The sequence below is a fragment of the Streptomyces sp. NPDC002573 genome (assembly GCF_042889625.1).
In the GTDB taxonomy this organism is placed as follows: Bacteria; Actinomycetota; Actinomycetes; order Streptomycetales; family Streptomycetaceae; genus Streptomyces; species Streptomyces gibsoniae.
Map to the genome: position 1 here is coordinate 45,251 of NZ_JBIARC010000039.1, position 25,826 is coordinate 71,076.

A 25,826-nucleotide genomic window follows, 5' to 3' on the forward strand; every position below is an offset into this window, starting at 1 on the left:
ACGTGTCGTTGGAGTTGCCCGACGGGCTGCGTGTGGCTGCCAAATATCTGGTCGGGGTGTGGCCTTCTGCGGATGAGGATGCTCTGCGGGAGTTGGGACTTCGGTGGGAACAGGCTTCGCGGGACGCTGTGGCATTGCACGCGGTGATGTCCTCGCAGGCGGTGGATGTGGCGGGATGGGAGGGAGATGCCCGGGAGAAGCACGATGAGGTGTGGCGTTCCCTAATGGGTGACCAGGGCCTGGTTACGTTGGCCGGTTACTGCGGGGAGTTGGCGCGTAGTGCGCATCAGACGGCTGCGGAGGTCGAGAAGGCCAAGGTTCAGGCAATCATGATCGCGGCGTGGTTGGTGGCGGCGACTGCGTGGGCGTTGGCGGTTGCTCCGTTGACGGCGGGTGCGTCGCTGGGGTGGCTGGCGTCGGTTGAGGCGTTGGCGGTGGAGTTGCTGAGCGAGGTGGGCCGGTGGCTCGTGCGGGCCGTCGTGGCTGCGGCGTCGGGGGCGGCGTTCATGGCGGGGATGGATTCCCTGGCTCAAGGGATCGTGATCGCCAAAGGTGATGCCGATGAGTTCGATCCATCCAGTCTGTTGTCGTCGGCGGGCATCGGTGCGTTGGCCGGTCTGGTTGGTCTGGGCGTGGGGGTTGCGTTTCCGGGATTTGAACTGTGGCTGCGGTCGAAGTGGGGGCAGGCTGGTCGAGCGCTGGTTGAGGGGTCTGGTACCCGCGATGTGACGGCGTCTGTGGGGCCGGGGCCGGCATGGGCATACAGTCTGCCGGGCAAGGTGATGCAGTTCGGCCTTACGAACTACTCGGTACAGGTGGGGGTGAGTGCGGCCGGGGGAAAGGCCAACTGGGATCCGGCAGGATTCACGGCGGGCGCGGCCGGCGCCGCCGGAACACACGGACCCAGAGCCGACGGAAAGCCGGTGGGACTGTCGGAGTCGTTGCCGCATCTGGTCGGACCGGGGGCCGGGCGGTTCAAGCCGTTCGAAGTGGTGCCGGATTCGGGTAGAGGGTTCGAGCTGCCGGGCGGGGCGGGCCGGGTGGAGGAGACCTTTGCCGGGAACTTGTGGATACGGTCCCATGGACAGCAAGTCGAGACGGCATTCGCCTCAGCCGTGCGCAACCTGCCGCCCGCACCAGATGGCGGGCGGCGGCTGGTGGTGGGCTCCCCGGACCAGGCACCTGGCGTGGCAGCGGACCGCTTGCACTCGGCGTGGCAGGGGTTGGGCGAGTCAGTGACGCGGCCAGAGCGTGCCCCGACACAAGTGGTGTTGACTGCCCCGATCAGCACAGCTGACCTTCCGGCGTTGAGCCGGTTCGCTACGGAGCATCGGGTGGAGGTGGTCGGCGCCACCGGTTCCTTGCTGTCCAGCCCGTCGGGCGGACTGTACGTGGGTGGTCCGGGGAACGGCGCGGCGGGAAGCACACACGGGCAGTTCGTACATCTCTTGCCGATGCCAGACGGCCTGCCTCTTCACTCGGTTGGGCACCCGGCAGAGGTGGGGACGGCTCCGCACGGTCATCCGATGAGCGCTGCGGGAGCGGACCTGTCGCATGTAGATGCGCCTGCCGCGCTCCGGGAGACGACTCGTGGGCCGGTCGTGGGCTCGTCGGGTGCGTCGGTGCATTCGATGGAATCATGGCATACGGCTGTTGAGGGGCCACCCGGTCTTGGAGGTGGCCCGGGCGGGTTGGTTGCAGGCGGCCACGGCATGCCGGTCCCGGCGGACCAGGCGGGTCTGCGGGAGCAAGTGCACTCAGCCGCAGCTCGCGACGGCGCCGCAGGGTCGACGGCGTCCCCGCCAGTCGACCACTCCGGGATCGCAGGCGCCGTGCCGCTGGTCGCACCAGCGGACCGCGTCCGGATACGCCTGGGCGGGACGGCAGTGGACTCCGCGACCTGGGAGCGGGAACTGGGGCGGGCCGGCTGGCACGCGGGGGTACCCAGTGAACTGACCAGCAAGCTCGGCCCGGTCAGGGTGGAGCGCATTGCGTCGGGGTACCTCCTGCACACCGGTACGGTCATGGAGGACCCGGCCCGAGCACTGGCTGTCCGCTCTGTTGCACCGGATCCGGAGCGCATCACTCTCACTGTCACCGGCTCCCACGCCGCGTCCGCTCTGCGCACGTTCGTCGAGGGCCTGCCGATCAAGGCACGCGAGAGCGTGCGCCTAGTGATGCCCGACCACGCACTGGGCTACGCCGAGCAGGTGATGACATCGGTTCGCGATGTGCGGCAGGTGGTCGCAGCGAATGGACCGGTCAGTGTGGACCAGGGCCACGCCCAGGTACTTAGCCCCAGGCAGGGCGCTCCCGAGGCGACACAAGACCACGGGGTTCACCAGTGGCTTGGTATAACCCGCAAAAACCCGCCGCTTGCCACCAGGGACTCTCCTGGCCCCGAGAACGTTCCCCTTGAAGCCGTGCCGATGGGGGCTTTGTACCCGTCGCCAGGCTGGGACCAAGTGCTCACTGAAACCCAGCGCCACGGCTTGCTGCCCCCCGGCGCCCAGCGGACGAACTACGGACTGGTTCTCGCGGAGCCGCAGCCGGGCCAGGCCGTGTTCGATGACGGACGGCTCAGCGCCGACCCGTCACGACTGACCGTCCTGGTGCACGGCGATCACTCTGATCCCGCAGTGCGCGGCCGGGTCGAGGGCACCGTGCGGCTGCTGGCCTCCCATCCCGCCACCAAGTCGATCCGTCTGGCCTGGGACTACGCGGCAGACGGCGAGGGAGCCGCGTTCCTGAACGCGCTGAAGACCCGCTACAGCGTGGAGATCCTCGCGCCCAACGGCGCGATCAAGGTGCTCGACGGCGGGGCGGCGCTCGTGAGGGGTGCCGGGCGGCACTGGCTTCTCTTCGGCCCGGAGACGGACCCCCGCCCGCACGGGGCGCTGTCCCCGGCCCCAGGGTGGCAACCGCCCCTCGACAAGGCCGTCTACTCCTTCCACACCGCCCACCCGGACGCGGAAGTGCAGCTCCGGTCGATCCCAGCGGGGGTGTCGATCGACGCTGCTGACGCCACTGCCAGCACCCTCCACCCCGGCATGCCAGACCCCGAGGATCTGCACGCAGCACCACCCGACCGAGACAGCCCCGCCGTCTTCGTCAAAGCCGACCCCACAGCGCCCGCCACGCGCCGTGCACTGGACGACTTCCTGGGGCGGCTCGCCGCTGAACCTGGGGCCCCGGGACGGGTGGCCCTCGTGCTGTCCCACCCCGCAGCTGACTCACTCTTCGCCTTCCGCTCGGCCGGCGATGTCTTCGACCCGGTCGAGCACGAACTCCAGCGCATCGCCGACACCCACCATCTGCACCTGCGAGTGGCGGAGGGGGCCTGGACCCCTGACACCGAAGGACACCTGCGCCTCACCGTCCGCGGCACTTCCCCAACTGAAACGGTGAACGGCCCCGCCTGGCGCGAATACCGACCCAACAGCGTGCCACTCGAATCGCACCCGAACCCCGTCACCGAACTCCGCGATCCACCTAACTCCCCGGACCATGAATCGATGTCCGAGGCGCATTCGCAGCAGACAACGCCCCGGCCTCCAGCGGAGCGGCCAACACATGCCGAGGCCCCGCCCGACAACTCCCGGTCCCACCCCGAGGGCAGCGGCCCCCGATCGCGCACTGCGACCGACGACGTGTCCTCCACCTCTCCCTCTTCACGCCCGTCCACACTCCGTGGTGGGGACCAACAGCCCGCCCCCCACCACGACCCCCAGCGGCTGCGGCCGCACGAGGAGCCGAACCACGTGGCGGACGCCTCGTCAGCCGCTCCGGACCCCGTGGACGCGCATCCTCTGCCGGAGAGCTTTGAGTACAGAAAGGAGCCTCTCGGATCGAGCGACCCACGGGTCATCCAACCAGTGCCCGACCCCGCGGCGGCTCAGCCCCACTCGCTGGAGGGTGCCCCAGACGATCCGATTCAGTCCGGTGCGAGCGCAGAGGGCCAGGCCGCGGCGCAGCACCTGACAGAGTCTGCTCACGATCACGCCGATCCGGCAGCAGGTGAAGCTGGCCATGCGGTTGCGGCTCCAGCCGGGGAGGTCCGCCTGGTTCATCGTCCACCGGCGGGCTTCGCGCTCAGCGGACAGTTCGGCTACACCGGCCGTATCCACAACCTCGGGGACGTAGCTGCACACGTCCGGATGGCGATTCGCGACGCGGTGGCGGTCGGCGGCCATCCGAAGGAGATCACCGCACTGGCCATGGCAGCATTCGACAAGGACGCCGCTCGCCTCGGCCCGCAGGAATGGGGCCGCTGGCTGGTCCACGGCGATGCCAGCCACACTGTGGTGCCTGGCGACGGCCGCAGCTTCACGGTAACGGCCAGTGTTGACTTGGCCCACCGGGGCGCTGCTTTCATATCAGGCGACCTGGTGCAAGGCGGCTTGCGCAGCGGCGAGCGGTGGGGCCAGTCCTGGGATCCCGGTGAATCCCTGAAATCCGACTGGAGCCGGTCGACGACCATCACGTGGGACGCCTCGCTGCCGGTGCAGGGCACGGTGGGCAGTGGGCCGCCTGGTTCAGGGGCCACCATCTCCGCAGGGCTGACATTGAGCGCTAGCCGCGGCCGGACCTTCGGTGAATCCGTGACCAGCGAATCCCTGTCCCGGCGAACGGTGCCAGAGGGCGGCTCTGTCTACTTCCAGATACCGGGCAGTCGTGTCCGTGTGACCGTCACCCCCGCAGACACCGTGCAGCCCGCCCCTGAGCCCTCGTACGCTCACCTCGGGGTGATCGTGAGCTTCCCGGAGCTGGCGACCCCGAAGGTGCAACTCGATACTCACGGGCGCATTCCCGCTCCCGAACATGGACCCCGCCTGGGCCTGCCGCCCAGGGTCGAGCCGGATGCGGCCACCCGACGGCGGCTCAAGAACGCCTGGTGGCTGCAGCACACCGACCCCGAGTCGATCGGAGGCCTAGAAGCACTGCAGCAGAAGGTGCTCGACAGCCTGCCGCAGGGGGCCGCACCACCCGGGTCCGAGGCATCGTGGCGGATTAAGTCAGAGCTCAGTGAACGCACACAGATGAGGTTCTTCGACCAGTTCGCTGGCCCTGGGCACACCTCGGAGGTGTTCAGTCTGGCCACGGGGTCATTGGGTCTGAAGGTGCGCGGCGAGTTGCGCTCCATCCGGCGGCTGGACCAGTCGGAGATCGAGGGCCCGATTTGGAACCAGCAGCGCAACTTCGTTTACCGCGGTTCCTCGCTCGCAGTGTCGGACACCGCCGGAGCGGCGGTGAGCGTGGCTGTCAACCGTGTAATCGGCGACGCGGGTGCCGGGTTCGGCCACAACCACGGCATCGGGATGACCCCTAAGGCGGGGGTGGCGGGGCAGCTCTCCAGCAGCTCGGAAGTGCTTCGGGGTATCAGTCTGTGGCAGAAGCTCTCCTACCAGGGACCCACGGTGGCCCTTGAGTTGACAATTCGCCAAATTGTGCAGCTGCGCACAGATCTGCCCAACGTTCCTGGGGAAGTACACCAGGACGGCACTGTCATCGTGCGAATGCCCGCCGACCAGGCGAAGTCGTTCGAACTGGTGGTCTCGGCCGCGGGGCGCCAGGAACCAGAGCGTCCCCCCGTACGGGCGGTGGTCCCGCCGGAAGAGGTCGCCCTGTTGCCGCCGGCTATCCGTGCAGGCGTGGGTATCGGATCGTCCCACATCCAACTGCGGGGGGGTGCAACTGCGGAGATCGGCGAAAGAGTGCTAGGCCTGATCAATGACGCCCGGCGCCGCATCGGACTGACCCCCTTCGCAGGACTTGACGCGCACCACGTGGAGCGGCTGCTGGCACCCCACTTCTCCTCGAGAGGGCTCGACGCACAGGGGGCCCGGCTGTTCGGCGGCCGTGGCCTGCAGAATCTCTACGTCCTGCCGGACGGTTCGTCGGCTCATGTCACGGTCGTGCCCAGGCGGGACGGTGAGCTGCTGGCGACCAGCCGCTTCGAGGACCGCTCGGTGAAGGTGTCACGGTCGGTGATGCACAACATCGACCACGCGGATGCGCTGTCCACGACGGGGAAGCTCGGCGTCGACGCTGCGTTCAAGGCCGGCTTGGGGTGGCTGACCCGCGACCGGTTGGGGCAGCTGGGCATCTCCGCCGGCTACGGCTACACGCGCGGTATCGGGAACAGCATGGCCACGGCAGACTTTGTCTTCGCCCTGGACGATCTAGTGCACAGCGGCCCGACGCGCAGGTTCGACTACCGGACCGACTACGAGATAAAGCTGACCTTCGAGGCGCCCTCGGTGAAGCCCCCGCGGATCCCTGGTGCCGAGCCGGCATCGAGCGATGCAAGCGCGTCAGAGAATCCCGCAGACAGCGCTGCGAGCGTGGCAGGCACCTCCCACGGCCGCGATACTGCAGTGGTCAGGGGTGAGGACACGCGGGGCGAACCAGGCGCACCTGCTGCCTCGCCGACCTGGGCCGCCCAGGCAAGGGCCGTCGCGACCAAGGTCTTCTCGAGCGTGCCCAGGACTGAGCCCGTCGAGCTGACGGATGTCGTCCAGGGCGGGCTTGTCTCGTACTGGGTTCCCGAGAACCTTCTGTTCCGGCCGCAGCCGCCCCAGCACGCCAGCCTCGAGACGCCTGCGATCGGCAGAGCCACGGTTGCCTTCGGTGAGTCGCTTCCCAGTGCGGAGGGTCTCGCAGAGTCGATCCAACCCGGCGACCGAGTGTTGTCCGCGGTGGCCCCACCCGAACTCGCCGACACCCTGTTGGCGATGCTACGGAAGTCCGGCACCCTCTCCCCAGGCGAGAGCCACACGCTGGTGGAGCAGCTCACCGACCCCCACCAGGTGGCCGCCCTCTACCAGCACGGGCTGGACACCGGCCTCACCCAGGCAGAGACGCGGCGCACCCGCGACGACCACGAGCAGCGCGTTGAGTCCCTCTGGGGGACGCGGACCATGACGCGCTGGGTGCGGCGCGTCCGCAATGTGCTGGAGGACCGGGTCGCCGTCGTGTCCGTCAAGGTGACGCCCACCCTGCTGCGTTCCGATACGGTAGTCCCCGGTGTCGTCCAGGCGGGCCGAACCAGTATTTCGGAAACCACGCCCGAGGTGCGGGCCGGGTTGACGAACAATGCCTCCCACGGCGGAGGCTTCGGCATCAGCCTGGCACGCAAGGTCGAGTCGGCAGGCTCCGGCACTACCAGCGGGCGCATGACCGCAGGACCGACCGGGAGTTACAGCCGGGGCTGGACCAAGACAGTCGAGACCTTGCACAAGGTCACCACCGGCTCGGTGATCTCCGAGAGCCCCGCGCTCGAACACGAGCACCGTTTCGCCCACACCGTGTACACCGTGGAGTTCGAGAGCTGGGCGGAGAAGCTCGGGCGGCGGCTGACGAACAAGCACCGGCAAGTGGCGCAGGTCCGCGTCGAGGACGGGCTGGAGTTCCTCAGGCCGAAGCCGACCGGCCCGTGGCTGCGGCCCCCCGGTGTCCCTGAGGCCCTTCCGCTTGAGCGGCTCCCGATGGCTTCGGTGATCGAGCGTCTCGAATTTCCTCGGGTGGGTGGGAGCGAGACCTTTAGCGGTGGCAACGTCCTGCTCCACATTGTCACCGGGATGCTGCAGACGGAGGTGCCGGAGTTGCGCCGGCTTGAACAGGCGGCGCTGTCCACCCAGCTGAAGTTCGTCGACGACAGCCGCGTCGTCCAGCCGCTCCACGAGTTCCTCAGTCCTGCGTTGCTCCGTGCCCGGCTCGACCAACTGCTCAGCACAGGCCTGCGGCTAACCCCGCTCGGCCCGCGTTCGGACTACTACGTGCTGATCGGGGCGACCCGCGTGGGTGATCTGCGGCACGAGGAATTCGTGCCGGGCATGTCGGTCGGTACGTACGTCAATCCGTTCGACCTGACCAAGGCGACCAGGGGCGAGTCCCGAACCGCACAGTTGTCGCTGAATTTGGGCGGGCAAGCCATACCGGATGGGGGCAGGCTCGGCGACGAGTCGCAAAACACGGTGTTGTCCACGAGCGCGACCGGGAGTTTGGCGGTTATTCGCAGAGAGGGAGCCAGCAGTTTCGACATGGTGATGTTCAAGCCGGGGACACACCTGTACCGGGGCCAACTTCAGCTGGACGTGGCCGTGAGGCGGGTCGTGCAACCCCTCCCGCTGATCCTCAATCGGACGTTCGGAGGGCTGCCTGACCGTGTCCGCTACAGTCGCACAGACGACCCGGGCGCGCGGTACCAATGGCAGATCAGTCATCGGGTCGCGGTCCCCAACACCCTGATCGGCCCGGGCAACCCTTCGGCGCACCGCGTCCGCGAGAGCAGAGTCGAGCACCTGGCCGACCCACGCGCCCAGATGCCAGCCCTATTCCCGGACCTGCCCTACACCGGGAGGCAGGCGTACCACCCCGCTCGCACGGTCACGCCTTTCGTGGTGACGCCGGAGGCGGTGGCCGCCAGGCTTGCGGTGTTTGAGATCGCCCACGAAGCGACACGTGATATGCACCAGCAGTTCATGGGCCTGCTCTCGACATCAGACGCGTCGAGCCCGGTTCGCTTCAGCGGCCCCGAGCTGCTGGCGGAATGGGGTACCGGCTCGGAGGAAGCGCTACGCAAGGTGCTGTCGTACTCCTTCCTCAAGGGCTTCATCGGTCAGGCACTCAGCAGGGACGGATACCGGTCGCCGGTCCTAGTTCGACCTGGCGGCACCCTCACGGATACCCACGGAACCATCACCCTGCACGCAAGGCTGTACGACCCCGAGGTACTTGACACGGTCGAGGTGTCGCACAGCCTGGAGGAGAATCAGCGCACCCGGCAGACTGCGGCCACTGAGCGCAGCAAGACCTCGAGGATCGGCTTCGGCCCCGGCACCACCGGGCAGACCGGATCGCCGACTGCTGCGCCCGGGGCCACCGACTCCCGGCAGCTCGCAACCTCGGTGGCGGTGGGCCGGACCAAGGCCAGGACTTTCGGTGGCTCTGCCACCACCCAGGCGCTTGTCGGTGAAGGCACCTACATCGAACGTCCGAACCAACCGTACGTGCGCGTCCGGTCGGGTATCGCCTACACGATCACTCTAGAATCCGCCAACCGGCGCGGCCCGGTCTTGTACGGGCGGGAAAGTAAGCGGTTCACCTTTGCCATGGACCAGTCCGCAGAGCTCATGATCCACCCCGACTATGCGCGCCGCCTGGGGCTGCCGCTGCCCGACAGCGCCTCTCCGGCCTGGAACTCGGCCTCACTCGGCCGCTCGGAGGCCGAGTACCGAAGCCTCACCCTCGAGGCCGCCGCCATCCTCGCGAGTAGCGGTCTCAAGCCCGGAGGCAAGGGCTGGGCCGACCGGGTGGCACAGGGCGTGCGGGCCTTGGACCGCGCGCCCCATGCAGCACGACTGCTGGCTGACGCAGCCAAGATCATCAGAGCGGCCGGTGAAGCACCGCAGCCGCGCGGGGCGGCAGGTCAGATGCCGGAGACCGACCGGCTCGACCGGGAGCGGCTGATGGGGATAGCGGACGAACTGGAGCACGGCGCGCGCAGCCCGCGCAGCCTGCTGTCGGAGGCCATCACCATCACCCGCGACATTGGGCACCCGCCTGCACCTGCTCCGCAGCACGAGCAACTGGTCCGCATCGAGCGGCAGCTGCACCAGGCCGGCCGGGACGAGACCCGTGCGCTCGCCGAGCAGTTCGCGGGCCAGGACACCGTTAGGCCGCCGTCCGAGCCGCAGGCACAAGCGGTGCCGAATCGCCTACCGCGGCCGCGGCATGTCCGACCGTCGCTCACCGAGGCCCTGGTACCCGAAGCGCCGGCCGGTGTCGCTCCCGACGGCGCGGGCCGTCCAGACGACTCCGCGGCGGCACGGGCCTCGGCACTCGACCCGGCGGGAAACCACCGGCCGCCTGTGGCACCGGCAACCGGGCACACGCCTTTGCCTGACATGCCCTCAGGCATCCCGGTTGAACGAAAGCGCACCGCGGTAGCTGCCACGGACAACGTGGTCGTACTGACACCCGAACTGATCGACAAGACGCTCGGTAAGCTCCCGGGAGCCGCCTACCAGGATCGGATGCTGGAGGCAAGTTCCATCCTTGCTGCACGCGGTATCACCAGCCCCCTTTCCGTCACCGGCGACTCGGCCGCCCGGCAGGCGGGTGAGTCCGTCCGTACTCAGCTGCGCACCGTCGCCTACGTCCTGCACCGATACGGCCCCGATGCCGCCCACAGCCTGGCGGACACGTTCGCCCCGTCGCCCGGGGCGCGCAAGGGCGGACTCCCCGGCGGCGGCAACGTCCAGTCCCTGCCAGATCACCTCAGCGGAAGAGCGGCCGCGCTGGCGCGAGACCTCACGGCCGCCGGGCCGAGCAACAGCGGTACCGTCCCAGCGCACATGCCCACGCCTGCCGGACGGGAAGCGAACCGGATGGACATCGGCGCAGCTCTCGACCCGGACCGATACAGTGATTCCGCAACCCTGGCAGGCGAGGCAGACGGCCCGGCCCGAACCTCTACCGTCGACCTGGAGGCTCAACAGGGCGCCGCCATGGACCTGCCGGTTGGGCCGGACGCCCCGACCCCCGCGCCCCGTCCTGCCCGCACGTTGGCAGAGCGCATCGACCTGACAGCGCGGCACCTCCGATTCGATGATGCTGCTGCCCCCGCGACGCGGGAGAACCTGGGCCTGCTGCTCTCGCACCTCGACCGCGACTCATCACGCGGACCGGTCGAACCCCCGGCCACCGCGGTCCGGCAACTGTTGGCCACCCTGCTGGCGGATCTGCCGCAGGTACCGGACGCCGAACGGCCGCACCTGCTGCTCGCGGCACTGGAACTGAGCGGCGGTGAGGGCCCGCTGTCGGCGTCTGCAGTCCGTACGGCGGTGACCAAGGCTCTGGGCGTACCAGTGGGCGGCGTGCTGCCGCCGCTAGAGGGCTTCGCAGCGGTTGTCGACGGCGCGCGCGAGCATGCGGGCGGAAGGTATCCGGCCACCTCCGAGCGGGTTCACGAGTACGCGGCGCATGTCCTGGACCGCCCGCAGGCCCCGGGCCAAGTGCGAGAGGTGGCGGTGCTGCACTCCGTGCACCGCAGGATTCTTCCTCCAGGAACAACAGAGACGACAGGGGCGACGTCGGTGAACCCAGCGCCGGTGGGCAACCTTCGGGCAGTGGCCGGTGCCCTGGAGCTGACCGGGGCCGGACCAGCCCACGTGACGGGCGACGCCGCGGCGGTCGACGCCCTGGCCCGATTCGCAGACGACATCCGTTCCGGTACATCGTTCGGCATCAACGCACAGCTGCCGGGCCAGAGCGATACCGACGCCGCGGCAGTGGTGCTCACCGTGCGCCTCGCCCATGACCTGGGAATCCGCCACCCCCACGTCGCGGACCTGAGGACGCTGGACCGTATCGCCTGGATCAGCCGCGATGCGGGCGGCAGCTTTGCCAGTCACGACGACACGACCGGTGCGGCGGGCGAAGTCTGGGAACATGCGCGGGAGCCCGCACAGGGCCACCTGTTCGGCGGTGGCTTCACCAGCATGAACCCCGATGGCTTCCGATCACTCGCAGGCTGGGTCATGCCGCCGGGCTCAGTGGTGGACGCGCCGCGCGTGGAGGCGGCGGCGCTGCGCCTCATCGGACGCCCCGACCCACATGCTCTGATAGACACCCTCGCGCGGGCCCAGGCGATCGACCCGAGCGGCAGGTACAGCGCCCGGCGCTTGGATGCATTCGCGCAGTTTGAGGCGGCCATCCGAGGTCGGTTGAGCCTGCCCTTGCACCAGCCGCTGACGCGGGAGGCGATACAGAACTTCACCACCCGGCAGTGGATGGCCGGCTCGCTGTGGTCCGACTCCGACCCTTCCGTCCCGAAGCTGCTCGACTACCTGGTCGATCAGCACCCGTACTCGCGAGGCACCCTGCAAATAGAGTTGGTCGAAGGGACCCCCCCGTCGGTCGACCTCCTACTCGCCACTCAGGAACTGCGCAGCGAGCAAGAGCGCAACGCGATTGACTACCTGGTCTGGCATCTCCACACACCGATGTCGGTCACCCCCGCGGCATGGCAGAACCTGAGGCTGCTGGCATCCCGGACGTCCATCGAGATCGGTGCCGACTGGGCCTGGTGGCATTCCATCGACGCGCGGCTGCCGGAACTGTCCGAGCTACCGCTGATAAGCCGTGAGGAATACGGACAGCTGGCCCTGGCCGTGGCGGAGTTGCACCGTGGCGATGTGATGACCCCCGCGTCGGTCCGCGCGGTAGTGGCGGAGGCGCTGGGTATGCCGCCGGGCGGCACACTGCCGCCCCTGCAGGGCCTAGCGGCGGTGGTGGAGGGCGCGCGCGAGCACGCTGGCGGCGTGTACCCGGTAGACGCCATGCACATCCGCGAGTATGCGGCGCATGTCCTGGACCGCCCGCCGGCCCCGGGTCAGGTCCAGCGGGTCCTGGTCATGCACGACCTTTACGGGCGGCTCTTCGGTACCCAGCTTTCTATCGGTTTCCGGCTGTCGTCGCAGGACCATGACATCGCCCTGTCCCGGCTGCGGACCCTTGATGTGGCTCTCGAACTCGCCGCGAGCAGGCACCACACCGGCCTGGACAACGTACTGCTGGGTCTCCACCAGCTCGCCCACCAGCTACCTCCCGGATGGCAGGTCAACCATCCGGACGCCCCAGACCCGCTTTTGCCGTTCATCACGCCACTCGATCCCTCTGACAGGGAGCGGTTCGAGGTGGCAGACGCGGTGGACTCACTGCGGATGGCAGCCGCTCTCGGATTCGACCGGTCTGACGTGTCGGAGCTTTTGGAGCTGTTCGAGCGGGCACGTCTGGCCGCGCCTGGTCCCGCCTGGTCGATGGAGCGGCTCCGGGCCTACCGCGATGTCGAACTCGCCGTGGCTGAGTCCCGGGATTCCGGCCGCCCCGCTCCCCGCGACCTACAGGAGTTCGCCGCCGGGCTGCTGGGCGAGCTGGACCGTGGCATTGCGCTCCAGCGGCTGCTGGATCTCATGGAGGTCCTGGAGCCCGGGGCCACGCTGCGGGCTCTGAAGTTGATCGCCGACCTGACGCACGACGCCGGTGGTGTCGGCCCGCACGAGGCCAGGGTTGCAGCCGGGGCCCGACATCTCCTCGCTCTGGCCGGTGAGTTGACCGACGGCGGCGTCCTGGGGGTTACGGGGCGCCCGGTCCACACCCCGCAGGAGGCTGCTCGAGGAATGGTGAACACCGTGCTGCTGGCGCAGGAGCTCGGCATGACCGTCTCCGATACAGCGGCCCTGCGCGTGGTCGACCGTGTCGCCCGGACGGCGCTGCCGCTGCTCGACGATCCGTTGCACGGTGAAGTGCTGACTGCCGATCGGCCGCTGCGCCCCGGGAGCACCGCCGAGGGCGACGACGTAGGAGCGGTCTACGCGTCGTACCAGCGGCTCCAGTCGTTCGAACCGGACCGCGCGCCGACCGCCGAGCGGCTCGCCGTGTGGAACGCGCTGGAGACGGTGCGGGCGGAACTCGATCCTGCGGTGATCGGCGTCCCGACTACCGGAGACCTGCGGCGATTCGCCGCGAGCACCGTCTCGCCGCATCCGTCGATTCCCAAAAGGGGTACCGCTGTAGGGGAGCCCGTGAACCACACGGCGCCGGTGTCGAGACTGCTGGACTCGATGGAGGGGCTACCCGCGCAGGAGGCGGTGACAGCGCTGGCGGGCCTTTCGACGCTGCACGACTACCCGTCTCTGGTGGACGAGGTGGCGGCGCACTCCGGCAACGGGGAGTTCACGTTGGAGCGCGCACGGATCTATGCGGCAGAGCTGCTGGGGAGGCCCGCCGATCTCGGTGTGGTTCGCGAGCTGGTCGAGGTACGCAGGCTGTTCGAGGAGTTCCTCCCACAGCTGTGGCCTCCGCCGCCGGTGCCGGGAGAAGCCTGGCAGCTACCCCGGGAGCACCGGGATGTGCTGCAGGACCTGGCCGGAATGCGCGAGCTCGCACGGACCGCGGTCGACCCGGCGCCGCCCGGTGATCAGCGAGGCCCAATGGAGGCGATCAACTGGCTGGCGGATCGGGTCCTCGGTCGTCAGGACGCACGTGAGCTCATGAGGTTGTACGTAGGGGTGCGCAAACTGGATTCGCTTCGCAAGGTGACGGTGGACGATCTGTCGGCGGTCCGGCTCATGTCCTCCGTACTGGCAGAGCGGCGAGGGCATGGCGGGGGACGCGCGGTGACTGTTCAGGAACTGCGCAGGTTCGTCTCCGAGGTTCCCGACGTTGCGGGTGCCGGGGTGCCCGGTTCAGCCTTGCTGGACGTGCTGGCCCTGCATCATCCGGCGGATCGCGCACTGCTGGTCAGGACGGCCGGTCAGCCGCCCCTGGAGGTGGTACGGGCTCGGTTCGAGCGGCTGCCTGTAGAGCAGCGGGCAGGGTTGATCGAGCGGACGAACAAGCTGCTGCGGGTCCGGCCGCTCGTCGGTGACGACCCCGCAGCGGTGCTGGCCCGGGAGTTGCACGAGGGCTTGCGGCTGCGGCTGGCCGAGGCGCTCAGCCACGGCGAGCGGTCGGGCCGAGCTCTGGCCGCCAGGCTCGGCATGCCGCCAGGCGAGGGCCTGCCTGCTGGGTCGCGGGCATCGGCTGATGCGCCGGTTGGGCCGCCTGAGCGCGGCGCCCCGACGGACCGGCCTCCAGGCCTGGCTCTCCATGACGGGGCGGCGCGTATGGACGGTGCCAGGTCGTCGGATTCCCCACCGCAGGCTGATCCGGTGGGGGATCCCGGCGATCGCCTTGGGGAAGCCGCCGGGATCGCGGTTTCGGGACCGGCGCGGCAGCCCGTCCCGGACCAGCCGGTGCCGGGGGGCGAGCTGGCCCCTTCTCCCGACCACCGGCAGCCGAGCGCACCACCTGGCGCTGGCCCCGTCGAGAGCGCTGACAGCCAAGCTGCAGCGGGCCCGGCTGCGCCCGGGCTTGCGACCGTGGAAGGCTCCCGGCCAGTGGACCCGCCTGGGGCGCGGCAGTGGCGCGAGATCATGGCAGCGAGTTCCGCGGGACTGATGACGCCGGAGATGATCGGCCGGTCGCGGCTGCACGCTCCGGTGTACGTATCACTGGAGCCGGTGCCGGGCCAGGACCCCCTCCGCAGCGTCCAGGCATGGCTGCGCAATGAGCTTCCGTTGTTCGGCCTCCCCGTGCCACCCACCGAGATCCGGGCCGGGCATATCGTTATGGAATTTCCCTCCGGAGCCGGCTTCGACCTCGGACTGCTCGGCGGCGGAGCGGCCAACGACAGCCTCGTCATCCCGATGACGCAGGCGTACCAAGTGGGATCAGTGGTCCTGGACTGGCCGGTGCGCGGCAGCACCTGGGTTTTCCTCGAGCCCGACAACCCGGCAGAGGCGGGCGATGGACGTGATTGACAAGACGGCTGACTACGGTTCACGCACCGATACTCCGCCCGCGTACGACGCTTCGGTGCCCCTCGAGGTACGGCCGACCTGGGCGGCCGAATGCCACCAGATGCTGCTCTGGCTCGCGGGCAGGATCTCCGACCAGGCGATCGCCCGGGCCAGATCCCGGCTCGCGAGCGGGCACCGGAGCAACATGGCACTGGATCTCCTCCACGAGCTGCTGCTGGGCGATGTACCGCTGCCTGAGGCCGACGAAGACCTGCTGGCCGAGCTACTGGAGGCGGACGGCCACGACTCCTCGCCTCTGGACGACCTGCCCCCCGCCGGTCCGGACCCGCTGCCGCCGCCGTATGACTTTGCGCCCCTGCTGGACGGCGTCCGCGGCGGCGACCCCATCCGCGACGATCTGGCTGCCCCGGACGTCGCAGCGATCGAAGCCGTTGCGGACGCCTCCGGCGTCCGCAGCCTGTGGCGCAGCTGGCGCACGCCCGCGCAGAGCGGCGCGCAGCCGCCAAAGCGGGTGTACGTGGTCGAAGCCATCCAGAGGCTGGACCTGCCCCGCCTCACCGGCATCGTCCAGCGGAGCCTTGAGGCGACGGGTGACGCGGACCCGCAGGTGGAGACGTACGCCATCGGCGACCAGCTCCCTCTGTACCAGAGGCTCGCCCGCAGCCGCGGGCGCCTGCTGTGGACGCCGCAGCCGGCCCCGCCCCCCTTGCTGGCCCCGGTCTTTGACGAGGCGGACGGGCTGGCCGGGCCGTGCTTCTACCCCCACCACCCCAGGATGGACCTCGTGGAGGCCCTGCAGGTCGCCGACTACCTATGGGCCGGAGAGCCGTTGCTAATCTCCCCCGACCGCCTGGACGACGTCCTGGACCCCTGCCGCAGCAAAGCGGTACCTGTGGACTTCCGCACTGACGGCACCTGGATCTGGACCGACGCCACGACGTACTACCTGGAGGAGTATGGGCTCGAGCCGCCCAGCGCGCTGCTCGCCCACATTCGCGCCGCCGACTACCGCGCTCCCACGGTGGACACCGCCGCCCGGCACCGGGCCGTGGCTTTCCTCACCGGCTCGGACTGCTCCGTCACAACCACCGGGGAAACAGAGCCCGTTCCCCGCTGATCCCTTCCCTGGCCTGCCGCGCAGCTACGGGCCGGCACCGCTGAGCTGGAGAACCATCGTGAACCCACCCGGACCCACCTGCACGGAGCCGACCAAGGAGAAGGAGGCGGGACGGTGAGCCGTCGCATCCTCAACGTCTCGCGCCACGAGCCGGGCTGCTACCCGACCATCGGCCAGGCCCTCGCTGAGGCAGGCAACGGGGCCATGATCAATGTGATGCCCGGCGAATACCGCGAGAGCCTCGTGGTCCGCATCCCGGTGAGCATCACCGCCGAGGACGGCCGCGGGACTGTCACCCTGGAGGCAGCCGAGGACAGCGCTGTCCTGCTCGCCGCAGAGGCGTTGACACTCCGCGGCATGGTGCTGCGCAACCGGAACTCCGGAAGCGCGGCGGTCGACGCGGCCGCCGGCCGACTCACCATGGAGGACTGCACCGTCACATCGGACTCGTGGGCCGCGGTCGTGGCACGCAACCAGTCCTCGCTGATGCTGCGCGACTGCCTAGTCCACAACCCCGGGGGGTCCGGCGTCGTGATGGTGGAGCAAGCGGACGGCCTGATTGAGCGCTGCGTAATCGAGCAGATCGGCGGCTCCGGAGTGGTGATCGCCTCGGGAGCCGACCCCGTGATCAGGGAGTGCACCGTCCGGGACGTCCAGGGCAACGCCGTGTGCGGCACCGACCAGGCCCGGGGGCGAATCGAGAACTGCGACCTCTCCGGCGCCTTCGGCCCCGCCGTCGGCCTGGATAACCGCAGCACCACCGCGCTAGTCCGAACCCGCATCCACGACACCGAGGACTCCGCCCTCCATCTGGCAGGAGGAGCACGCGCCACCATTGAAGACTGCGAGATCTCGGACATCGCCGGCCACGGCATCGTCCTCACGGCTGGTGCGGAGCCCACCGTGCTGCGCAGCCGAGTGGTGCGCACGGGCGGCAACGGCATCCATGTGGCGGACCGGTCGCGCGGCACCTTCGAGGACTGCGAGGTGCGGGAGGCAGCCGACGTCGCCGTCTGGGTGACCGGGGGAAGCAACCCGGTCCTCACCTCCTGCCGGATCCGGGAATGCAGGGATCTCGCGGTCGCGGTCAGGGAGCAGTCGGCCGGAACCTTCACCGGGTTGGAGGTTCGCAACGTGCAGCGGCACGGCATCGGGATCAGCACTGGAGCCAATCCGTTGTTCCGCGAGGTCTCCGTCTCCAGCTGCGACGGCCACGGGGTGCTGGTTGCCGAGCAGGGCCGCGGACGCCTCGAGGACTCGCAGATCCAGCACACGAAACTGGCTGGACTCGCGGTCTCCAGCGGCGGCAACCCGTACGTGAACGGGACCAGGTTCTCCGGCAGCGCTGACGCCGGGGTGCTGGTGGGGACACAGGGACGCGCTGTGCTGCGCGACTGCGAGGTGTCCGAGGCCGACGCGCAGGGCGTCATCGTCCAGGACGACGGTGAGCTGTCTCTTGTCCGCTCAAAGGTGCACAGCTGCCAACAGGGCGGCGTCCGTTTCGCCGGGAATTCCCGGGGTGCTGTCACCTCCTGCGAAGTGCATTCCAACGGCGCCGACGGCATGTTGATCGAAGCCACCGGTTCGATCACCGTTCGGGACTGCGAGGTCCGGGACAATACCGGAGCGGGCCTGCGCCGCACGGTGCCCGACACCGAACTGGCGGTAGAGAACCTGACCAGCTACGGCAACGGCGCACCGGACACCGACAGCGCCCTGGCCGCGGCCGCGACCACCGGCGCATCCCCGGCACCCGGCGCCCCGCCGACCGTTGCCGGCATAGTCCTGGGCAGCTTCCCCGACACCGACCCGCTGAGCACGGCGGTGGCCGAACTCGAAGCCCTAGTAGGCCTGTCGGCCGTGAAACACGAGGTGACCAGCCTCGTCAATCTGAACCAGATGGCCGCGCGTCGACGAGAAGCCGGACTCCCCGCCCCGCCGATGAGCCGGCACCTCGTCTTCGCCGGGCCGCCCGGCACCGGGAAGACAACCGTTGCCCGCTTGTACGCGCAGATCCTCGCTGCGCTCGGCACCCTGCGCCGTGGCCACCTGGTCGAGGTGGCGCGGCTGGACCTGGTGGCGCAGATCGTCGGCGGGACGGCCATCAAGACCGCCGAGCGGTTCGAGGAGGCCCGCGGCGGTGTGCTCTTCATCGATGAGGCGTACACCCTGGTTTCCGGGGAGGACGGCAGTGGCCCCGACTTCGGCCGTGAGGCGATCGACACCCTGGTGAAGCTGATGGAGGACCATCGGGAAGATGTGGTCGTGGTGGTCGCGGGATACTCCGACGAGATGCGACGGTTCCTGGCCTCGAACCCGGGCCTAGCATCGAGGTTCACCCGGACCGTGGACTTCGAGGACTACACCGCTTCCGAACTGGTGACCATAGTGGAACACATGTGTGGCAAGCACCGCTATGAGCTAGTGGGCGAGACGAGGCAGACTCTGAACCGATACTTCGAATCCCTGCCCCGCGACAAGGAGTTCGGTAACGGCCGTACCGCTCGGAAGGCGTTCGAGTACATGGTGGAGCGGCAGGCCCAGAGGCTGGTGAGTATGCCAGACATCCCGACGAGGGAACTGACGAGGCTGCTGCCCGAGGACGTCGCCATGCCCGCGGTCTCCGGGGCGCAGGCCGGGGCGGCCGACGAGGCTGATCTGACGGAGCTTCTGGAACAACTCGACGGCATGGTGGGGCTCGCGCAGGTCAAGCGGGAGGTCGCCGACATGGTGAACCTGCTTGCATCGGTCCGCCGAAGGCGGGCCGCGGGACTGCCGGAGCCCTCGCTCAGCCGCCACCTGGTCTTCTCCGGCGCCCCAGGCACCGGTAAGACCACGGTGGCGCGGCTGTACGGCCGTCTGCTGCGTGCGCTCGGCGTTCTGACCCGCGGCCAACTGGTCGAGGTGTCCCGGGCAGAACTGGTGGGGCAGTGGGTGGGGCATACCGCACAGCGCACCCGGGAGGCGTTCGAGAGCGCGCGCGGCGGGGTGCTCTTCATCGACGAGGCTTACACCCTCGTGCCATCCGGATCTGGGACAACGGACTTCGGCCGTGAGGCGGTGGACACCCTGGTAAAACTGATGGAGGACCACCGGGACGAGGTTGTGGTCATCGTCGCCGGCTACTCCGCGGAGATGGATACCTTCATCGCCTCGAACCCGGGCCTGTCGTCGCGATTCTCGCGGCGGATCGAATTCGAAAACTACACGCCGGCGGAGCTGGTGACGATCCTCGAAATGCATGCGGCCCGATCCGGGTACGTGTGCTCCGAGGGGGCCCGGGTGGCACTGCTGAAGCAGTTCGAAGCGGTCCGGCGCGGCCGGACCTTCGGCAACGGCCGCTATGCCCGCCAGGTGCTGGACACCATGGTGACCCGCCAGGCGGGCAGGCTCAACACGGTCGAATGGGCAACCGAGGACGAGTTGCGTATGCTGCAGGTGGATGACCTGGTGATGGTTGGCGCTGCGGGCCCCGAATTGCTCGAGGCTCAGGCCCAGAGTTCAGTGGACGAGACCGACAGCTGAATGCGCGGCCGGGCCAGCACAGAGAGCCTTTCCCGGTAAGCGATCATGCCTGTGAGTGATCGTTCAGATGGTGCGGTCGTATTCGAGCTGGAGCAGGACGAGGGCTGCGGCGGCGATCTGGGTGATGCGGCTGGGATCGAGGCTGACCCGCCGCAGGGCCTTGAAGGTGGTCTTGAGCAGGGCGTTCGCGCGTTCGCACATCCCGTGGATGCCTCGGATGACCCTGTTGAAGGTGTGCTGGGCTTCGGTGAGTTCACCGCCTGCGGGCTTCTTGACCGGGTGACGGGAGCCGTCTCCGGTGTTCTCGTAGCCGAGGTCGACCAGGGTCGGTGTGCCCAGTTGGTCGGCGAGCAGGTTCAGAGCATCGACGAGCCCGTGGTGGCGGGCGCAGGAAGTGTAGCTCGCGGCCGGGCCGCACCGGCGAGATCCAGATCGGCCGGCCGTCCGGGGCGGAGATGACCTGCACATTGCCACCGTGATGCTTGTGCTTGCCCGACCACCAGAGGTCTGCCCCGTAGGGCCCCCGGGCCGGCCGCGACGCGGTCGGTGCGGATGACCGTGCCGTCCAGGTTGAGGTGGGTCAGGCCATCCGCCTCGGCCCGTTCCAGCGCGGTGGCCAGGTCCGGTGCCCCGGCCGCCAGGACCGTCAGCCTTCGTGCAGGTATCGGTAGGCGGTGGAGGTGGACAGGGGGTCGTCGCGGGCGAGTTGGGACAGGCGGGTGCCGTCGAGGAGCCAGCGCAGGATCAGGACGGCCTGCTTGAAGCAGCCCAAGGCGCGGCGCCCGCGGCGGGTGCCGACCTCGGCTCGGTGGCTTCGCAGGGCCAGGTGCTCGGCGGTAGAGCGCCGGACGTCGAGCACGGCGCTGTATGTGACACTGGTTCCTGCCCGGAGTTGGGAGTGCACCACGAGACACGCGGACGCGATCCCGCTCAGCGACCGCCGGTTACCGGGAAAGGCTCAGTCAGCTGCGATGCAGGCTGGTCACTGCGGTTGCGTTCGCCTCGTCGGTCGCCCGGCAGCGCGCGGCTGACGCCAGCAGGTCTTCGGCGTAACGGTCGTAGTAATCCCGCAACCGGCGCAGCGCAGCGACCATGTCCTGGGTATTGGCGTCGTGCTGCTCCTCGGCGGCCGCCGCCGGAGGCAGAGTGCCGTAGCTGCCTGACGCATCCGGGCACTGCGCCGAATACCGGTCGATGCGCGCGGACAGATCCCGGCCTGCCTCGAGAAATTGTCGGGCGAGTTGTTCCAGATGCGCGGGGTCGACCGTGGTGTAGTTCGACATCGATGCCCTTTCCTGATTGCTGCTCAATACAAGCTTCACAGGCGATCTGACTATATGTCTGTTTTGCCGTGTGGGTGGCAGTGCAGCTCGTGTCCCATTCTGGTGCTTGGGTTGAGCTGTCAGCAGGCCCAGTAGGGCCCAGTAGGGCCCAGATTGATAGGCCCAGAGGCCTAATTGATCGAAGATACTAAGGATTTCGCCTTCTGTGGCTTGATTTTCCAAGGTCATTGGCCCAGGGTTGGCTGGCAGGCAAAGAGTGACGTTCCACGGTGTGCGAGAGCCTCGGATCTGGCCGCTTGGCAGATCATTCGCTGCTCCGCCGAGGGCACGCTGAAACTCTGCCCGAGCGCAGCCGCCTGCGCGGTCTGCGTCCCCTCGCACGCCAGAAGAAAGCTCAATAGGCGAATCGATGACCAGTGACATGCAAGTTAAGGGAGGGGGAGCACCGGTAAGGGTGTTGGTGGTCGACGACGACCTCGTCGTACGCAAGGGACTCGCCAGCCTTCTGACCACCGACGACGGGCGAATCGTCGTGGTCGGTGAGGCCCGGGACGGGAGCCACGCCCTCGACTTGGCCCACGAGCACACGCCCGATGTCGCGCTGCTGGATCTGAACATGCCCCTGTATGACGGCCTGTACGCCCTCCCGGAACTCTCCAAGATCTGCAAAGTTCTCATGCTCACCAACAATGACGCACCCCTCGTCGTCGACCAGGCGCTCCGGGCCGGCGCGAGGGGCTATCTGGTGCACCGCCAGTTCAATGCCGCTGAGTTGGTCGCCAGTGTCCTTGCTACGGCGACAGGACGGGCTCACTTGTCGCCCAGTGCTATCAATGCGCTAGCGGACAATCTCCGTTCCATGCGGTCCACTTGTGTTGGCGTATCCGGGGGTGACCGGGGAAAGGAACTCTCCAGGCGTGAGTTGGAGATCATGGAGCACATAGCTCGAGGGATGAGCAACCCTGAGATAGCCCGCATACTGTTCCTCAGCGAGAAGACCGTCAAGAATCATGTGAATCGGATCTACGCAAAACTCCAGGTTCGGACCCGAGCCGCGGCGGTAGCCCTGTGGCTGGGAGCGGATGTCACCGAGGTCGGCTGATCTGCGCCTCCCCGGCGCCAGCCGCTGCCACTTCGGGACCCACCCGGCCCGCCTCGCGGCGCCGCCTTTGTTGATCGTCAATTTGCCGGTGTCTGAGCCGCGATTTGCGAGCTGGGCGTGCTGAGGGACCGGCGTGGTGGCCGGGGGTCTCCGAGGTCATTCGAATCGTGGGTGGTCAGGGATGTGCAGGTCAGCCAGCGGGTCGGGGCAATGCGGCGAGATGGTGGTAGGCAGCGGCAAGTCCGTTTCTCCAGGGCAGGTTTAAGAGATCCACAGGTGGATGCGGCGGCCGCCGCGGGAGAGGCGGGCGGCGACGTGGAGGATCCGGTAGCGCGGTTTCTTCAGCTCGGCGGCTGCGAGGTCACCGTCAGCAGCAGGAACTGTGTCCAGGCGATCAGATCGTCGGCGGTCAGGGCGAGCTCGAGCCAGACCATGTTGATGGTGAACTGGCGGGAGGGGAAGCCTCCGATCCCGCGCGGCGGACGATAATCCGGGTTCCGGCCGGGTAGCCCGCGAGGTCGACCATGCCAGTCAGCTCGGCGACCTCGGCGACCTCGGCGCCTTCGCGCAGGGTGCTGTCCTGGTCGGGGGCCGGGCGCCACAACCGGTCGGGAACGGCAGGGATCGCCCGGCGGACCGGGTCGGCGACCGCATGGCCGACCGAGAAGTACGAGTGGATCCCGCGCTCGTGCAGGCTTCGGATGTGGGCGAGGAACAGCTTGGAGCATCCGGCGCTGTCGGTGCGGATGAGGATGTCGGTGCCGTGGCGGTGGGCGTCGGGCATCTGGGCAAGGGCGTCGCCCAGCAGGGTGATCTGATCGCTCGCGGTGTTCGCCCGGCGTTGCCGGGACGCAGCCTACCGGCCAGGGCTTTCGCCGGTGTTGACGAGGAAGCACAGCAGCGGGTGGTAGCCGAATCCGCCCTTGTAGGTTGGCGCGGCAGACTCCTTCTCGGAATGGCAGGTCAGCAGAGTGCCGTCGAGGTCCAGCACGAGACCGGGCACCTCGCGACCGCCTCCCCGCACCGTGGGTATGCCCTTGCCCTTCTCGGCGGCCTGCAGCCAGGCCACCTCCCGAGCCTCAGCCCGGGCGGAGTGCAGCCCGGGCGAGCGCCGTGTCGTCGATCTCGGCGAGCAGCCGCCAGGCGGTGGCCGTGGAGACCACCGGCCCGAACACCTAGCCCTGGTCCCGCAGCACCGCAAGATCGGTGATGGTCTCGCCGCCGTCGGCGATCATCACCGTGAGGTCCACGGCGATGCGGCCGGGATCGTGCCCGGTCCCACGTGGCCGCAGAGGCTGGAGCTCATCCGTCGTACGCGGACGTCAGCCCGGTTGCCTCGGCAAGATCCGCGAGCCTCCGTGCACCGGCATGCCCCACCGCCCCCGAACCATTCGCCATGACAAGGACTTTGGGACGCGAACCGATAGCCTTCACGCAGAGAGTGCCTTCCAACCGTGACAGCAGCGACTCTAGACAAGTCTCATCGTCCCTGGTCGGAAGGCACTTTCGCGTTCACGGCACGGTGATCGCCCTCTCCCAAGTGAAAGCGGGAGGCTAGAGCTGAGTGGCGGGAATGACAGAGAGGGCTCCGGCGACCTCGTAGGCGAACCTGACGCCGCGCTGCCACTGGGTCTGATCGATCTCGTTGCTGACGACGCTTTGCTGGTCCACCTGGACCAGGCGGTGGGGAGAGCAAATTGTCTGGATCGTGGGGACGCCAGCCTGGTTCAGGGCGGTGCCTTCTCCGTAGAGGTCGCCGCCGCTTCCGGGCGTCAAGACCATGGTCCGCCGGAAGTCAGCGTCCCGTGAAGCTTTGGCGCAAAGGCTCTGCAATGCGGGTACGGGTGTGGTGACATGTACGTGCGGTTCGGTGAGTCCCGTGCTGACATAGTCGTCGCCCTGCTCTATCCACTGACGGGCCCCGATGTGTTCGACGGTGAAGGCAGCGACCGCCTTGGCCATGAGGTCGGGCCGGGTGTCGATAAACAGCTGGGTGCTCTTCAGGCCGCCGGCGCCCGTCAGGTAGTGACCGGTGGCGTGGACGATGACGTACGTCCGCGGCAAGTGGCTCCTGGGGATCTTGGCCAGGTCGCACGCGATGGAGCGCAGGATGACGCCGCCGCTCTCTTCGATAGCGTTCTGGCCGTCGGTGTGCGTGTTGAGGATGACGACCTCGTCGCTTGCGCCGGGGATCACCGTCACGAGCATGTCGGTGCTCTCGGAGCTCTCGTTGGCGGTCAGAGTCAACGTGGCGTGGACGCCGCCTGCTACTGCCGCGTTGCGCACCGCCACTCCCGCGTCACGGTCGAGGGTGATTGCGGGGGTGCCCTGGATAGGAAGGCTGGAGGGAATCCACTGGTTGGCCACAAATCCGGGGCAGCTGTCCACGAGCATGATTGCTCCAATGGCACCAGCCTGTTGGATTGCGTTCAGGAGCGGGAACGGTGTAGCCCAGGCGAAGCTGATCGGTTCGGTGGGCTGCAGAGTCTTGTCGGGGTCGTACGTGCTCACGATCTGTTGATCGAAGGCGGCAAGGGGGTAGACGGTGAGCGGTCCGATTTCGAAAACGGCAATCTTGCCTTGCAGGTTCACTGCGGACAGATCCTGCGACGATCCGGCGTTGACGTAGACGAGCTGGCCGGTGACTCCGCCCTGCGGGGTCTGGCCGGAGTAGGGGTAGAAGTCGCCGACATTGATCGCTCCGGGAGTGACGCCGTCGTTGATGATCAGCGCGGCGTTACCATATGCCCACCGGGTGAAGTACTGAGTGGTGCGCTGGGGGCAGAGTCCTGCTTGCTGCATACCTTCCGCGAGCCAGTTGATGTAGTTGTGGTGTGCTGGCGAACCCGTGAGCCTGGGACCGAAGTTCACCATCGTGTTCAGATCATCCCACAGGTCAGGGGCCTGGCACCCGCTCAGCGGGTAAGCTGACGTGGGCGCAGCCAGGACGCCGGCAGAACTTCCCCATGCGGGGCCTGAGCTCAGGAGAATCGCAGCGGACGAAGCTGCCCCGAGGGCCAGAAAATTGCGTCTGGAAGGATTCATCAATTCCTCCTGAAGTGCGTATTCTTGGTTGGCGGGAATCGAGGGAACTTAACTTTCAGGCGTCGTCGACGGGGAAGTCAATGCGCCCAAGGAATCGCCACCTCCACCATCGCGTGGACATGAGCGTTGAGCGGCTCAATTCAAGGCGACCAGAATTCGCGTTGAGTTCTTCAGTGACCGCACCACGGTTGTCATAGAATGCGCCCGCCATGGAGATGGTTTTCGCCGGTGCTGCGTCGGTGTATCAGGTACGCCTAGCTAGAGCGAGAATAGTGCATGATTCAGGCCGTGATAATGGGTCTAGGGCCCCATTTCCCTACCCCGGGGAAGGGGACGTTGTTCTCGCGCTTGTCCTATTCGGGGTTATCCGGACTGTCGGAGCCATA

At 68.1% G+C, this 25,826-nt stretch carries 6 protein-coding genes and 2 pseudogenes; 4 read left to right on the forward strand and 4 right to left on the reverse strand.

What is annotated here, in order from left to right; all coding sequences use genetic code 11:
• Window positions 1–8: 8 nt before the first annotated feature.
• The 3 genes from ACFYX0_RS30465 (at window position 9) to ACFYX0_RS30475 (ending at window position 20,010) form a co-directional block, all read left to right on the forward strand.
• Window positions 9–15,368: a hypothetical protein gene (locus ACFYX0_RS30465; RefSeq protein ID WP_388974807.1), complete on the forward strand. Its 15,360-nt coding sequence runs from the start codon at window positions 9–11 to the stop codon at window positions 15,366–15,368.
• Window positions 15,369–15,423: 55 nt separating this feature from the next.
• Window positions 15,424–16,485, forward strand: coding sequence for a hypothetical protein (locus tag ACFYX0_RS30470; RefSeq protein WP_388974809.1), 1,062 nt, complete (start codon window positions 15,424–15,426; stop codon window positions 16,483–16,485).
• 114 nt (window positions 16,486–16,599) lie between these two features.
• Window positions 16,600–20,010: a right-handed parallel beta-helix repeat-containing protein gene (locus tag ACFYX0_RS30475; protein ID WP_388974811.1), complete on the forward strand. Its 3,411-nt coding sequence runs from the start codon at window positions 16,600–16,602 to the stop codon at window positions 20,008–20,010.
• Between the two features lie 63 nt (window positions 20,011–20,073).
• Here ACFYX0_RS30475 and ACFYX0_RS30480 read toward each other — a convergent pair.
• Both ACFYX0_RS30480 and ACFYX0_RS30485 read right to left on the reverse strand, forming a co-directional pair.
• A pseudogene (locus tag ACFYX0_RS30480) lies at window positions 20,074–20,869 on the reverse strand (transposase family protein).
• 103 nt (window positions 20,870–20,972) lie between these two features.
• Entirely contained in the window at window positions 20,973–21,293 is a 321-nt protein-coding gene (locus ACFYX0_RS30485) for a hypothetical protein (RefSeq protein ID WP_388974813.1), read from the reverse strand.
• Window positions 21,294–21,702: 409 nt separating this feature from the next.
• Between ACFYX0_RS30485 and ACFYX0_RS30490 the strand changes: the two genes are divergently transcribed.
• On the forward strand, window positions 21,703–22,395 hold the full coding sequence (locus tag ACFYX0_RS30490; RefSeq protein ID WP_388974815.1) for a response regulator: 693 nt from the start codon (window positions 21,703–21,705) through the stop codon (window positions 22,393–22,395).
• 190 nt (window positions 22,396–22,585) lie between these two features.
• On the opposite strand, the pseudogene ACFYX0_RS30495 reads toward ACFYX0_RS30490, so the two are convergent.
• Window positions 22,586–23,793: pseudogene (locus ACFYX0_RS30495) on the reverse strand (transposase).
• A 156-nt stretch (window positions 23,794–23,949) separates the two neighbouring features.
• Window positions 23,950–25,269 (reverse strand): hypothetical protein, encoded by a 1,320-nt coding sequence (locus ACFYX0_RS30500; protein ID WP_388974817.1) that lies wholly within the window; start codon window positions 25,267–25,269, stop codon window positions 23,950–23,952.
• Window positions 25,270–25,826: the final 557 nt, after the last annotated feature.